The following is a 13,162-nucleotide window of genomic DNA, read 5'->3' on the forward strand; positions in this document are numbered from 1 at the left end:
GGTCCTGCTACCAGTACAAGCCGCATCTGGAGCCCCGTCGGCGCCCGGGCGAGGCTCGTGTCACGGGTCGGGACGGCGCCCTCGTCGTCCGGCCCCCAACGGACTCGACCTGCCACAGAGAGGCACGACCATGAGCAGCGTCTTCATCACGGGAGCGACCGGCGGGATCGGGGTCCCGACCGTGCGCATGCTGGCCGAGCGCGGCCACCGCGTCTTCGCGGGGGTGCGGAACCTGGGCAGTGCGGCGGTCTTCGACGGGCACGACGGCGTGGAGCCCGTCGTGGTGGACGTGACCGACGAGGAGTCGGTGCACAAGGCGGCGGCCGAGGTCGAGCGTCGGCTCGGCGGCCGGACGCTGGACGCCGTCGTGAACAACGCCGGCCTGATCGTCGAGGGCCCGCTGGAGCTGGTCGAGGGCACGGAGCTGGAGCGCGAGTTCCGGGTCAACGTCTTCGGCCCGGCGGCCGTCGTGCGGGCGTTCGGGCCGCAGCTTCGCGCCGGGCACGGCCGGGTGGTCAACGTCACCGCGCCGACGGCGCGGCGTGCCGTGCCGTACGGCGGGCCGATCTCGGCGAGCAAGGCCGCCCTGGAGTCGCTGAGCGTCGCGCTGCGCGGCGAGCTGGCCCCGTGGGGCGTCCGCGTGGTGATCGTGGAGCCGACCGGCACCGACACGCCGATCTTCGCGTTGGCGGGCGAGGCGGCCGACCGGTCCTACCGCCGGGCCGATCCGGGGGTGGTCGCGGCCTACCGGCCGATGATCGACGCCGTGCGCCGGGCCTCGGCGAGCATGGCGCTCGCGGACCCGTCCTCGGTCGCGCGGGTGCTCGTCCGCGCGATCACCACACCGCGGCCGCGCACGCTGTACACCGCCGGCCGGGGAGCTGGACTGCTGCCCATGGTCGGCCGCCTGCCCGACCCGGTCTCCGACGCCGTCGTCTCGCGCGCCATCGGTATCGCGGGGGTGCGGCCGGGGTAGGGCACGCTGCTTATGCTGGCCGTATGGTCCAGCGGGTTCGGGTGACGGTGCACGGAAGGGTGCAGGGCGTCGGCTTCCGCGCCACCGTGGTCGACGCGGCCCGCGGCCTCCCCGTCGCCGGATTCGTGCGGAACGCGCCGGACGGCACCGTCGAGGCGGAGGTCGAGGGCGAGCCGGACGCGGTAGGCGCGCTGGTCGCCGTCCTGCGCGAGGGGCCGACGGCGGCGGGCGTGAGCGCCGTGGACGTCGCGGAGGTCCCGCCGCGCGGGGAGACGGGGTTCCGGGTCGTCCACTGAGCGGGCCTGACGCCGACCGCGCGCACGCAATCCCCGCCTGGTCACCCGGGAACGGGCTGGATCTCTTCGAGCAGGAACTACCGCGTCAGGACGGGCGCAGGTGTTCGATCGCGACGTCGTGCTGCTCGGCCAGTCGCTGGGCGATCAGTGAACGGTGACAGGCCTCTGGATCGGCCTCGACGCAGAGCAGCGCTGCGGCCCCGGTGCTCGGCAGTGCCGACTGGATCGGCGCGAGGTCGGCGGCGTCGAGGATCTCTGCTGTGTAGCGGCGGATGAACTCGGCGGCGAGCTCACGACGTGACCGCTTGCCGACCCCCTGGTGGTCGTCCTCGGCGTACTGGAGCTGGCGGAGCTCGGTGGTCGGGGCGAGCTCGGGGTGGTGCGCGTACGCGATCCGGGCCTCGGCGAGGGCCGCCTGCAGCCGAGCCGAGTTCGCCCAGGCGTACTCGGCTCCGCGCACACCGCGGCGCTGCCGGACGTCGAGCAGCAGGCGGACGTCTGCCCGCCGCAGTTGGTCCAGGAACGACTCCACGTCGAAGCCGTAGACGCCGATCGTCGCCAGTCTCCGCATCGAAACTCCCGCTCTCGTGCTGCGCGCCGCGCATCGGGCTGGCTTCGTCCAGCACGGCCTCCAGGTTATCGATGCCCGACGCCGGCTGTGCCGCCAGGTCGCCGTCGTGCCGGGGTCCGTCGGCGCCTATCGCGATCCGCCCGGAGCACCGCGGCGTACCGGCGATCAGGTCGACAGCGGCGGTAGGGTCCGGGCCGTGATCGATAGCCAGGAAAGGTGAGGTCCGACTATGCGATGTTCGGTCGTTCCATCAAGTAAGAACGCAGCCGGACCCACCACCGACGAAATGAGTCTGGGGGCACGAACACACCGACGCCGGGTGCAAGGGCGGCTGTGCTAAGAACGAGTGACGTCATGGTGATAATCGTCAGGCCTGCTTGCAGGGCCACGAAAGTGAGATGTAGGCCCTGGAGGCCCAACAGCAACAGTGCGAAACCCGCCGCGGCCGAGTCGGTCTTCGTGAACAATGACCTGTTGCGCGGGGCGGTAAGGCTGACTAGCAAGAGGGCAGTGGCGAACACTGGGCCAACGATGCCGAAAGCGCCGTGTCCTTCGTGCAGTTGGATGACGCTGACCAACAGGGCGGCGACACTGGATGGCAGGCACACGAGGGCGAGCATAACTGGACTATCTCGCAATACGGCGATAGCGATCCCCGCCATGGCGAGACCGAATATGACCATGCTCATGGAGTCAAGATCCAGTCTGTTGAACAATCCGTTTACGCCGAACACCAGGAAGGCAATCCCGCCTACGATAAACGCGTAACCCGTGAGAGCTGTTCGGCCGCTCAGGAGCCTCATGGTCAGCAGAAGTGGCATAGTTGCCAGTGTCAGTATGAAGGCCCCTAGGAACCGTTCATAATGAATGAGTGTGAAGCCAAACTGTAGCGTCACTATGCCGAACAACAAGGCGGCAAGTGCAACGAGGGTTGCCCCAATGGTCGGTCGCGGTGATAGAACTTCCCGAAGTGCTAGGGTGGCGGCTCCACTCACTAAAATGGCGGTCGCTAATGTCGGCCAAAACCCGTCGGCTTCCACTGAGATCGTCAGAACGACGTAGGCGAGAGCCAGTACAACCGAGACGCCTCGAGCAGCGACACGTCGCCAGCGTGCTGACTGAGCCAGCACTCTGTGGTGGAATCGCCTTCCACGCGGGTACAACCATAAGGCCGCCAGCAGCGCGAACGTTGCCAGAAGCAACCAGCGCCGGGCGGGACCCTGAACGAATTCGCTGATCAGTATCTCAAGAACGATCAGCCCCAACTGCACAGCGCCATCTATTGTTGGAGCGCCCGATCCGTTGTCATGGGCTCCGAGGGGTGTGGTCGAATCACCACTCATGAGCACACCGTAGCGGCCGGTTTGGTGAAGACAATTCGAGCTGACCTGGTTCGACTCTCTTCGACGGCCCGTGACACATGGGCCTGACCACTATCCGCCCGACGGTGTTCCGCTGGGAGCGCAGCCTCGGGCGCTTCGCTGCCGCGCTCCATCTGGCCGTGAGCAGATGTGCTCGAACGAGGGCTGCACTCGCGAAGCCTCCGACCAAGCCCGGGTTGAGATCAAGCCCTGCGTTGAGGACTCACGTGACGGCGCCGGTAGGGTCCAGGTGTGACCGGTAGCCGGGAGACCCGTCTGATCGTGGTGCGCGGGCCGTCCGGGGCGGGGAAGTCGACCGTCGCCCGCGCGTTGCGCGAGCGGATGGGGCGCGGGACGGCGCTGGTCGAGCAGGACTACGTGCGTCGCACGTTGCTGTGGGAGAAGGACCTGCCCGGTGCGGTCAACATCGGCCTGATCGACGCCGTCGTCCGGCATGCGCTGGACGCCGGGTACGACGTGGTGCTGGAGGGGATCCTGACGGGTGCCCGGTACGGGGCGATGTTGCGCGCGTTAGCCCATGATCACGCCGGGAGCACGGTGTTCGGGTATCTGGACGTCTCGTTCGAGGAGACGGCGCGCCGGCATGCGACCCGGCCGCAGTCCGCGCAGTTCACCACCGATGAGATGGCGGAGTGGTGGGTGCCGGACGACCGGCTCGGCGTCGAGGAGGAGATCGTCGTCGGACAGGGGTCATCGCCCGACCAGACCGTCGAGAGGTTCTTGGGCGCGGTGGTTTCTCACCCGCAAACCACCCGCGGCGCTTTTTGACGCGTGCCGGCGGAGCAGTTCTCGCCGTCGCCGGCATGCGGGCTCGTTGGACCACCAGACCTGTCGACTACCGGACTCGATACCTTGGGACCCATGGCGACGACGAGCGCAGGCCTCCTGCCCTACCGACGGCTGCCCGACGGCGGGTTCGAGGTGTTGCTCGGCCACATGGGCGGGCCGTTCTGGGCCCGCAAGGACGAGGGCGCGTGGACCGTGCTCAAGGGTGAGCTCGAACCCGGCGAGGACCCCCATGCCGCGGCGCTGCGCGAGGCCGGCGAGGAGCTCGGGCTGGAGCTGCCGCCGTCGTCGGCGCCGGACGTCGAGCTCGGCGAGGTGCGTCAGCGCGCGGGCAAGACGGTCCACGCCTGGGCGCGCGAGTGGCCCGAGCCCGGGCCCGACCTGGCCCAGATCAGGAGCAACACGGTCGAGATAGAGTGGCCGCCCCGGTCGGGCAAGCGCATGGAGATCCCCGAGATCGACCGCGTCGCCTGGTTCGCGCCCGACGACGCACGGCGCCTCGTCGTGAGCGCGCAGGCCGCGTTCATCGACCGTCTGGCCGACGCCGTCCCGGGCTAGCCACGGCAGGCTGACACCGGCCGGACCGGCCGGACCGGCCAGACCGGCTGGACCGGCCGGCGAAGATACGAACACCTCGATCCCTGGAGAACTGACAGCGTGGGCCTGACGGACGATGCGGCACTGATCCTCGACGACCTGGTCGCCCTGCGGCGGCGGATCCACCGGCATCCCGAGGTCGGCCTCGACCTGCCGCAGACCCAGGCGGCGGTCCTGGCAGCGCTGGACGGTCTGCCGCTGGAGATCACCACCGGTGCCGGGCTCAGCTCCGTGGTCGCCGTCCTGCACGGGGACGTGCCTGGGCCTACCGGACAGGGGCCGACGGTGCTGCTGCGGGGCGACATGGACGGCCTGCCGATCGCCGAGGACTCGGGTGAGCCGTTCGCCTCGACCATCGGGACCATGCACGCGTGCGGGCACGACCTGCACGTGGCCGGCCTCGTCGGCGCCGCCCGCCTGCTCAGCGCCCGGAAGGCCGAGCTGACGGGCAACGTCGTCTTCATGTTCCAGCCCGGCGAGGAGGGGCCAGGGGGCGCCCTGCCGATGATCGAGGAGGGCGTCCTGGACGCGGCAGGCACGCCCGTCGACGCCGCGTTCGGCATCCACGTGACCGGCCTGTACGACAAGGGCCTGTTCGTCTCGAAGCCGGGCCCGGCGTGGGCCGGCGTCAACCTCCTGAACGTGACCGTGCACGGCAAGGGCGGGCACGGCTCGTCGCCCTGGATGTCGGTCGACCCGGTGACGGTCGCCGCCGAGATCGTGCTGGCGCTGCAGTCGTACGTGACGCGGCGGATCAACGTGTTCGACCCGGTGGTGATCACGGTGGGTCAGCTCCACGCGGGCACGGCGTCCAACGTCATCCCGGCCACGGCCCAGCTCGTGGCGTCGGTGCGCACCCTGTCGAGCGCGTCGCTGGCGCAGCTGACCGTCGAGCTGCCGCGGCTCGTCGAGGGTGTGGCCGCGGCGCACGGCTGCACCGCCGACGTCGCCTTCCAGCCGGAGTACCCGGTGACGGTGAACGACGCCGCCATGTGGGAGCACGCCAAGACCGTCCTGGCCGGCCTGTACGGACCGGACCGGATCGTCGAGCGGCCCGAGCCGATCATGGGCGCCGAGAACTTCTCCTACGTCCTGGACCGGGTGCCCGGCTGCTTCATCCAGCTCGGCGCCCGCCCGGACGACGTTCCCGCCGGCGGCGCGCCGTCCAACCACTCCGCGGCCGTCCGGTTCGACGACTCGGTGCTCGGCGAACAGGCGGCGGCCCTCGCCGAGCTCGCCGTCGCGACCCTCACGAAGCTCGCGGCCGCGCCGCTCCAGGCGGCCGGAATCCCGCGCCGCGGGTAGCCCTTGGCCGCTCGCTCGGCGAGCGTCCCTCGACGCCGACGCCGACGCCGACGCCGACGCCGACGCCGACGCCGGGCTAGCCGGTGCGGCCGATCGCCGGGCCGGCCGTGGCCGAGGCCGCGAACGACGTGACGAGCCGGTGCAGCTCGGGCTCCTCGTAGATCTCGCGGCCGAGCAGGAGCGCGAGCTCGTCGCGACGGTGCTCCGGGCAGTACGCCCGGAGCTCCGCCGCCTCGAAGAGGGTCCACGACAGCATGAGGTTGGACCTGAGCCCGGCCCGCACGAACCCGGCGGCGGGTGCGAGGTCGTCGAAGAACACCCAGCGGTCGCCGAGGTCGACGGCCGCGCCCCGGCACACCGTCACCTCGCCGTCCTCCTGGGTGCCTGGAAGATAGGGATGGTCGACGACGGCGCAGTACTCGCCGCCGTCCGCGGCTGTCGTGGGGCCGCCGGCCTGCTCGCGGTACGTCGTGCAGATCGATGGCGGGCGGGTCTCGTCCGGTGTGCTGACGATGCTGAGTGCCATGGGTTCCTTCAGGTAGTGACGCAGGCCGTGGTCACGAGCACCGGTGCGGGCGGCATGTATGCAAGATCATGGATTCATGATTCTGCGTTGCCCTCGGCGCGTGATGACAAGGGGGGTGCCCCGACCGGCAGTTGACCGGCCGAGATCCGGCCACGTACATAGTGCCAAAAGTGGTTCAAACCCGCCTTCCGAGGACGAAATGGTTCATCCCCCGTTCATCCGGTGCGCCAGGCCCGGCGGCCTCACGCCGTGAACGTGTACCGGCCGGACCCGACCCGCACCAGCACGGCGCCGTCCTCGACCGAGACGCCCGTGACGCCGGCGGCGCGCCGCAGCGGGCGGCCCCGTTCGGTGACGGCCGCTGGGTCACCGACGGGGAGGCGCACCGTCGCCGTCGACCCGACGGGGACGGTCACGCTCAGCCGGAGCCGGCCGTCCTCGTGCCACCACCAGCTGGCGACCGTGCCGTACGGCGTGCGGACCGAGGCGCTCGCCCGGTCCAGGTGCGCGGTGACCGCCGGGGCGATCGTGATGTCCCGGTACCCCGTGTCGGCCGAGGCCTGGATGCCGGCCACGTGCTGGTAGAACCAGTCGTCCACGGTGCCGAGGAAGTAGTGCCCGTAGGAGCGGGCCTCCCGGGACCAGTGCTCCCACATCGTGGTCGCGCCGCTCTCGATCATGTACCCCCAGCTCGGGTAGCCCGTCTGCACGGCGAGCTCGTAGGCGACGTCGGCGTACCCGTGCCGGGTCAGCACCGGCAGCAGCCACTTGGTGCCGAGCACGCCCGTGTTGAGCGTGGTGCCCTTGGTGCGCACGTCGGCCACGATGCTCTCGACCACGCGCGTGGTCGTCGCGGCGTCCGGCACAAGGCCGAACTCGACCGCGAGCACGTTGTGCGTCTGGCGGTAGCCCCGGTCGCCGTCGCCCCGGTAGTACCCGGCGTCGACGTCGAGGAAGGCGGCGTTGAACGCGGCCTTGATCGTGGCGGCGTTCCGGGCGAAGTGCTCGACGTCGGCCGCCCTGCCGAGGAACCCGGCGCTGCGCCGCATGAAGGTGGTCATGGAGTACAGGAAGGCGGTGGCGGAGACCCGCAGGTCCTCCGGCGCGTTGCCGCCCGCGGGGCTCGCCTCGGGGCTGACCCAGTCGCCGAGCCGCGCGTCGGGCACGATGCCGCCCTGGGACCGGCCGAACTCCAGGTCGACGTACCGCTTCATCCCGTCGTAGTACTCGGTCAGCACGCGCTTGTCCCCGCCGTACTGGTAGAGCCACCAGGGGATCATCACGTACGCCGCGTGCCACGGCGGGCACACGCCCCACTCGCCCCAGTTGCCGGAGCTGGGCGCGATGACGAGCGGCCGGCCCTGGGCGTCGCGCGTCTCGTGCACGTCGCGCAGCCACTTGGCGAACAGCTCGTGCACGTCGAGGTTGAGCAGGAACATCTCCGCGCCGATGGCGGCGTCGCCGGTCCAGCCGTTCTTCTCGAACATCGGGGTGTCGGTCGGGATGCCGTGGATGTTGTTGGTCAGCGTGTCCACCACGGCCCGGTGGGTGCGGTTCATGATCTCGCTGGAGCTGTCGAACGTCCCGGTCTCCGCGGCGGCCGTGTGCACCACCTGGGCGGTGAACGCGTCGAGCGGAGGAGGGCCGTCCTGCGGCCACCCGGTCACCTCGATGTACTGGAAGCCCTTGTAGGAGAAGCGCGGCTCCCACGTCTCCGGCTGCCCGGTGCCGGCCAGGGTGAAGCGGTCGGTCTGGAACCCGGCCTGGAACCCGCCGTTGTTGCTCAGGTTGACGCGCCCGGCGGCGGTCAGCTTCTCGCCGTGGGCGGCCCGGATCGTCGTCCCGGCCGGGCCCGTGGCCGTGTACCGCACCCAGCCCGCGAGCACCCGCGGGAACTTCACCACGTAGACGCCCGGCTCCGGTTCGGTGACCTCGACGGCGGGCAGCGACTCGACCACCTTGATCGGCTGCTGGCGCTGGTTCACGAGCACGCCCCGCGGGCCCGGCGCCACGGTGGCGGCCGCCCACGCGCCGTCGTCGAACCCGACCGTGTCCCAGCCGGGCAGGGTGCGGCGCGCGTCGTAGGCCTCGCCGCCGTAGAGGTCGTCGAACACGGTGGGCCCGGCGTGGATGCGCCAGGTCGCGTCCGTGACCACGTGCTCGACGGCGCCCCCGGCGTACGCCAGGTGCAGCACCGCGCGGACCACGGGCTCGTCGTGCCACGGCGGCGACTCCCAGCGCCACACGTTGCCGCCGGTCATGCCGTAGAAGCCGCGGCCCAGCTCGATGCCCAGCGCGTTGCGGCCCCGCCGCAGGCGCCGCGTCAGGTCGGTCGCGGTGTACTGGACGGTGTCGTCGTAGTCGGTGAAGCCCGGCGCGAGCACCTGGTCGTCGGCGGGGCTGCCATTCACGGAGACGCTGGCATATCCGCCCGCGGCCAGGTACAGCGTGGCGCGTTCCAGGCCCGGCCTGACCTCAAGCTCTTTGCGCAGCAGCGGCGCCGGCAGCGGTTCCCGCGTGGGCAGCCGCACGCCGCTGCCCCACGGCCCCGAACCGTAGGTCGCGATCTCGGCGGCCTGGCCCCAGCCGGAGTCGTCGAGGCCGGGCCGCGCGAAGTCCGCCGGGAACTGTGTCGCGGCCTTCCACGCGCTCCCGGACGTGAAGGTCGACGTCGTCCCGTCCGAGTAGGTCAGGCGTACGACGGCGAGGACCGCTCCCGGGCTGACCGCATCGTTCGTGCCGCGCACGGCGACGACCGTGGTGTCGCCGGACAGGCCGGTCTCGTAGAAGCGCGAGGACTGCCAGCCGTTCTCGGCGGGCTCCGTCGCGCCCACCTCGGCACCGTCGACCCAGAGCGTGAAGGAGTCGTCGGCCGTGATCAGCACCTCGGCCCGGGTGGCGTGCGCGCCGTCGGGCGCGGGCCGCGTGATCCGGAAGGCGCGGTCCTGGCCGGGCAGCTCGCCCTCGGCCGCCCACATCCACGCGGCGCCGGCGAAGGTGAGGTCGGTGACCTGGTCCGAGCCGCGCTCGTTGCCGATCCACGCGGCGCCCGCCCAGTCGCCGTCCGCGTACAGCCCGGTGCGGAACGTCGACGTCGTCGTGCTGCTGCCGTGCGTCGTGGCGACGTCCACCCGCCAGGCATAGTCCGTGGCGGCCCGCAGCGCGGGCCCGCCGTACTCGACGTTCGCCGACTCGCGGGACGGTACGACGCCGCTGTCCCACACCGCGCGGGGACGCGGCCCGCTGGTGCTGACCCGCAGCCGGTAGGACGTCTGCTCGACGCCGCGTCCGTCCGACTCGACGGTCCAGGAGAACCGGGGGCGGTCGACGTCGATCCCGAGGGGGCTGGTCTTCTTCTCGACCAGGGGGTCGGTCAGCCGAACGCCGCCGGTCTTGCCGTGCGACAGCGCCTGTGGGACGGCGGGCGCTGCGGCGCCTGCGGGTGCGGCGGCGGTGCCGACGGGCAGCGCGACGGCGGTGGACGCGACGCCGGCGGTCTTGAGGAACAGTCTGCGGTCGAGGGTCATGGCGCCTCCAGGCGGGTGCGATGTTGAGAGCGAGCTCCATTGCAACGTTTCAACTGCGCGCGCCCGTCAGTGTAGGGGTGACTGCGTGCTGGCGGCCAGCCCCGAGGCGGCTGGGCCGGCGCCGTCGGCCGTGCGGCCGCTACCCGCGTCGTCGGCCCGCCGCCGTCGGCCGTGCGGCGGCTGCCCGCGTCGCCGGCGGTGCCGCCGCTGCCCGCGTCGCCGGCCCGGCCGCTACTGCCCGCGCCGTTGACCATGCGGTTACTGCCGAAAGGCGCCCTGTGCCGGCAGTAACTGCATGGTCAACACTGGCCAGTCGATGGGAGTCTGCCCGGTTTATCCGGGCATGTATAGATTGAGTGAGGAAATGTCCAGGGGAGTGGCGAGGATTGTGTTAGCGCAATCAGATGTGCGTGCAGCGCATAATGACGAGCCCTCCCCGCGGAAATCCGCGGGGAGGGCTCGTCTGCTGGGGGAGTGATTCCAGCGGTGCTAACTGTTACCGCAGGTCAGAGACCCAGCAGGCACAGGATCTGCTCGATGGTGCAGCCCAGGTTGTCGAGGAGGTGCGAGATGATGTCGACGAGGCTCATGGACGTCTGCCCTTTCACAAAATGGGGATCACGGACGATTGCCCGTGAGTCGAACTGTGTTCGCGTTCCATACGTTAAGTACCGGACTCGGACACCGCAACGGGAATGGGATATTGGTAGGTAAAGCGCGAAATGCTTCGCGTTGTGCTAGTGCGTTGCCGGACGCCGGACGCCGGACGCCGGACGCCGGACGCCGGACGCCGGACGCCGGACGCCGGACAAGCGGAAGCGGGCCCCGGCTCGCGCCAGGACCCGCCTCGGATCAGCTCACCCCAGGATCAGGGCTCGATGGTGGGCACGAAGTTGTCCAGGAGGAACTGGCCCTCCGCGCCCGCGGGCAGCTCGCCCATGAACCGGCTGACGACGCCCGTGCTCGCCGACTGGACGTAGACCTGGAAGTCGATCGTCTCGACCGACCCGTCGGCCCAGTGCCCGGTCTGCGCGGCGACGAGCACCGCCTCCGAGGCGCCCTCGACGTCGATGTACGAGGCGTGGAAGCCGACCTCGTTCAGCTCCTCCGGGTCCGGCATCTCCTGGGACACGAAGGGCGACTGGACGAGGATCCGCCAGTGCATGTCACCGAACTCGCTCGGGAAGGCCACCTCCGGCGACTCCCACTCGTGGCCGCTGCCGCCGTCGCCCACGATGGCGCGGCCGGTCCAGCCGGCAGGGATCTTGTAGCCGACGCCGTTGGTCGCCGTGGACTGCCAGGTGTCGGTCGCGCCCTCGGTGGGCTCGCCGAGCTTGATCGGGATGCCGACCGGATCGCAGTCGGCCGGCCCCACGGCGTGGCTCGGGACGTGCGCGGCAGTCGCGGAGCAGGCCACCGAGGCGGGCTGGGCGATGGCGGTCGCCGTCGCGCCCGCCGTGAGGCCGACGGCGACGGCGGCGGTCAGGACGATGGAACGTGCCTTTATCTGTGTGTGTCTCATGACCCTTGTGACGCGCCGGGACGCGGAAAGGTTGGTCGCGTCCCGAAGAGTTTTCCGAGACGTTCGGGCAGGTCGGAAGCCACTTTCGAGCCGTTCGCCCGCCGGGTGGCGCCGCGGGTGCGGGCGCTCGTTCCGGGAAGATCGCCGTCGCCCGACGCCGGCATGAGAGGTCTCTCATACCCGTCTCATCGGTGGCTCACCGCCGGCCTGTTCCCTGGACGTCGTCGGCACCCGCCGGCAGGACACGAAGGGGTGATGACCATGAAGAAGCCGATGATGGTAGGCCTGACGGGAGTCATGATGGTCGGGCTCGTCGGCGTGACGGCACCCGCCGTCGCGGGCGACACCTACGCCAAGCGGCCGGAGACGCTCGCCGGCGTGGTGGTGACGATGGACGACGACGATGACGACCCGACGACCCGCAGCCGCGCCAGCAAGTCGACGGCCGGGACGGGCTCCAGCCGCTCGCGCGCCGACGGCACCAACAGCCGCTACACCGCGGTGAGCCGCGACAGGGACCGGTCGCGTGGCGACAAGACGAAGGACCGTACCCACGACGGCCCGCGCAAGGGCCTGGTGCGTGACTGGAGCGCCAACACCACCAACGACCGTTCGCGCCACGACACGCGGCGATGACGGTTCCGACGGCAGTCCAGGCACCGAACCCGGAGCAGGGCGAGTCCTGGGCGTTCTCGCAGGGCGACCCGATCACCGCCGAGCTGACCGCGATGCGGCTGCTCGGCGGCGGGTCGTCCTACGAGGCGTACCTCGCCTTCGACGAGGTCACCTACGGCCCCGTCGTCGTGAAGGTCCTGCGGCCGAATCAGGTCGCCGACGGAACGAGCCGGCGCGGGCTGCGCCGCGAGGTCGAGGCGCTCGCGGCGGTCACGCACCCGGTGGTCGTGCGGGCCCTGCGGCACGAGCTCGACGAGGACCGGCCGCACCTCGTGCTCGAACAGATCGACGGGCCGCGGCTCTCGACGCTGATCCGCCGGTACGGGCCGCTCCCGGAGCACCAGTACCTGCCCCTGGGGATCCAGCTCGCCGGCGCACTGCACTACCTGCGGCGGGTGGGCTGGACGCACCTCGACGTCAAGCCCAGCAACGTGATCATGGGATCGCCGGCCCGGCTCATCGACCTGTCCGTCGCGCGGCGCATCGATCGCGCCAGGGACCTCGGGTACCCGATCGGCACCGACGACTACATGGCCCCCGAGCAGTGCGACCCGCCGGCCACGGGGCGCCCGGGCTTCGAGAGCGACGTCTGGGGCGTGTGCGCCACGCTGTTCCACGCGATCTGCGGGTACCGGCCGTTCCGCTCGGGGGACCCGGCGTCCGACGACGTCGCGGCGCGGTTCCCGCAGCTCGTCGACGACCCGGAGGAGCTACCGCGCTCGGTGCCGGCCGAGGTGGCCGAGGCCGTGCGGGCGGGGCTCGACAAGGATCCGGCGAAGCGCCCGCTGCCGCATGAGCTGGCGGAGGCGCTCGAGCCGGTGCTCGCGCGGCAGCCGCGGGCTGTGCTTGGGGGGTTTCGGGTGCGGTGAGCGGCTCGGGAAGCTCGTCGTGGTGGTCCTAGTCTCCGCGGACGTTCGCGGTGCAGCGACGTACGTTCCTGTGACGTCGGTCTTCGGCTCCTGAGGTGACGACCGGGGAGCTATACCGACGTCGAAGAAG

General features: G+C 71.0%; 12 protein-coding genes. 7 read left to right on the forward strand and 5 right to left on the reverse strand.

Translation table 11 applies throughout. The features are described 5' to 3' along the window. Nucleotides 1-130 precede the first annotated feature (130 nt). Both AC0QU1_RS08960 and AC0QU1_RS08965 read left to right on the forward strand, forming a co-directional pair. The gene (locus tag AC0QU1_RS08960) at nt 131-976 is read left to right on the forward strand and encodes an SDR family NAD(P)-dependent oxidoreductase (RefSeq protein ID WP_483576043.1); all 846 of its coding nucleotides are present in this window, start codon (nt 131-133) and stop codon (nt 974-976) included. A gap of 23 nt (nt 977-999) precedes the next feature. Next, on the forward strand, nt 1,000-1,272 hold the full coding sequence (locus AC0QU1_RS08965) for an acylphosphatase (protein ID WP_483576044.1): 273 nt from the start codon (nt 1,000-1,002) through the stop codon (nt 1,270-1,272). A gap of 85 nt (nt 1,273-1,357) precedes the next feature. On the opposite strand, the gene AC0QU1_RS08970 is transcribed toward AC0QU1_RS08965, so the two are convergent. Continuing rightward, a complete protein-coding gene (locus AC0QU1_RS08970; RefSeq protein ID WP_483576045.1) occupies nt 1,358-1,843 on the reverse strand; it encodes a DUF488 domain-containing protein in 486 nt (161 codons plus the stop codon). 227 nt (nt 1,844-2,070) lie between these two features. Next, nucleotides 2,071-3,186: a hypothetical protein gene (locus AC0QU1_RS08975; protein WP_483576046.1), complete on the reverse strand. Its 1,116-nt coding sequence runs from the start codon at nt 3,184-3,186 to the stop codon at nt 2,071-2,073. 270 nt (nt 3,187-3,456) lie between these two features. Here AC0QU1_RS08975 and AC0QU1_RS08980 point away from each other — a divergent pair, with 270 nt between their 5' ends. From AC0QU1_RS08980 to AC0QU1_RS08990, 3 genes are all read left to right on the forward strand, one after another. Further along, nucleotides 3,457-3,993 carry an AAA family ATPase gene (locus AC0QU1_RS08980; protein ID WP_483576047.1) on the forward strand — a complete coding sequence of 179 codons (537 nt, stop codon included), beginning with the start codon at nt 3,457-3,459 and terminating at the stop codon, nt 3,991-3,993. Nucleotides 3,994-4,086: 93 nt separating this feature from the next. Then, nucleotides 4,087-4,569, forward strand: coding sequence for an NUDIX hydrolase (locus AC0QU1_RS08985; RefSeq protein WP_483576048.1), 483 nt, complete (start codon nt 4,087-4,089; stop codon nt 4,567-4,569). 99 nt (nt 4,570-4,668) lie between these two features. Beyond that, the gene (locus AC0QU1_RS08990; protein WP_483576049.1) at nt 4,669-5,913 is read left to right on the forward strand and encodes a M20 metallopeptidase family protein; all 1,245 of its coding nucleotides are present in this window, start codon (nt 4,669-4,671) and stop codon (nt 5,911-5,913) included. Between the two features lie 76 nt (nt 5,914-5,989). On the opposite strand, the gene AC0QU1_RS08995 is transcribed toward AC0QU1_RS08990, so the two are convergent. The 3 genes from AC0QU1_RS08995 to AC0QU1_RS09005 form a co-directional block, all read right to left on the reverse strand. After that, nucleotides 5,990-6,439 carry a hypothetical protein gene (locus tag AC0QU1_RS08995; protein ID WP_483576050.1) on the reverse strand — a complete coding sequence of 150 codons (450 nt, stop codon included), beginning with the start codon at nt 6,437-6,439 and terminating at the stop codon, nt 5,990-5,992. A 242-nt stretch (nt 6,440-6,681) separates the two neighbouring features. After that, on the reverse strand, nt 6,682-9,966 hold the full coding sequence (locus AC0QU1_RS09000) for a family 78 glycoside hydrolase catalytic domain (protein ID WP_483576051.1): 3,285 nt from the start codon (nt 9,964-9,966) through the stop codon (nt 6,682-6,684). Between the two features lie 868 nt (nt 9,967-10,834). Beyond that, a complete protein-coding gene (locus AC0QU1_RS09005; RefSeq protein ID WP_483576052.1) occupies nt 10,835-11,488 on the reverse strand; it encodes a hypothetical protein in 654 nt (217 codons plus the stop codon). Between the two features lie 255 nt (nt 11,489-11,743). Here AC0QU1_RS09005 and AC0QU1_RS09010 point away from each other — a divergent pair, with 255 nt between their 5' ends. Beyond that, nucleotides 11,744-12,124 (forward strand): hypothetical protein, encoded by a 381-nt coding sequence (locus AC0QU1_RS09010; protein WP_483616480.1) that lies wholly within the window; start codon nt 11,744-11,746, stop codon nt 12,122-12,124. Next, on the forward strand, nt 12,121-13,032 hold the full coding sequence (locus AC0QU1_RS09015) for a serine/threonine-protein kinase (protein WP_483576054.1): 912 nt from the start codon (nt 12,121-12,123) through the stop codon (nt 13,030-13,032). Before AC0QU1_RS09010 ends, AC0QU1_RS09015 begins: the two co-directional genes overlap by 4 nt. Nucleotides 13,033-13,162 lie beyond the last annotated feature (130 nt).

The sequence above is a fragment of the Promicromonospora noduliphila genome (assembly GCF_056951025.1).

Excerpts from the sequence above, each read along its gene's own strand:
- AC0QU1_RS08960 (WP_483576043.1), top strand. The coding sequence starts at position 131 with ATGAGCAGCGTCTTCATCACGGGAGCGACCGGCGGGATCGGGGTCCCG.
- AC0QU1_RS08965 (WP_483576044.1), top strand. The coding sequence starts at position 1,000 with ATGGTCCAGCGGGTTCGGGTGACGGTGCACGGAAGGGTGCAGGGCGTC.
- AC0QU1_RS08970 (WP_483576045.1), bottom strand. The coding sequence starts at position 1,843 with ATGCGGAGACTGGCGACGATCGGCGTCTACGGCTTCGACGTGGAGTCG.
- AC0QU1_RS08975 (WP_483576046.1), bottom strand. The coding sequence starts at position 3,186 with ATGAGTGGTGATTCGACCACACCCCTCGGAGCCCATGACAACGGATCG.
- AC0QU1_RS08985 (WP_483576048.1), top strand. The coding sequence starts at position 4,087 with ATGGCGACGACGAGCGCAGGCCTCCTGCCCTACCGACGGCTGCCCGAC.
- AC0QU1_RS08995 (WP_483576050.1), bottom strand. The coding sequence starts at position 6,439 with ATGGCACTCAGCATCGTCAGCACACCGGACGAGACCCGCCCGCCATCG.
- AC0QU1_RS09000 (WP_483576051.1), bottom strand. The coding sequence starts at position 9,966 with ATGACCCTCGACCGCAGACTGTTCCTCAAGACCGCCGGCGTCGCGTCC.
- AC0QU1_RS09005 (WP_483576052.1), bottom strand. The coding sequence starts at position 11,488 with ATGAGACACACACAGATAAAGGCACGTTCCATCGTCCTGACCGCCGCC.
- AC0QU1_RS09010 (WP_483616480.1), top strand. The coding sequence starts at position 11,744 with ATGACCATGAAGAAGCCGATGATGGTAGGCCTGACGGGAGTCATGATG.
- AC0QU1_RS09015 (WP_483576054.1), top strand. The coding sequence starts at position 12,121 with ATGACGGTTCCGACGGCAGTCCAGGCACCGAACCCGGAGCAGGGCGAG.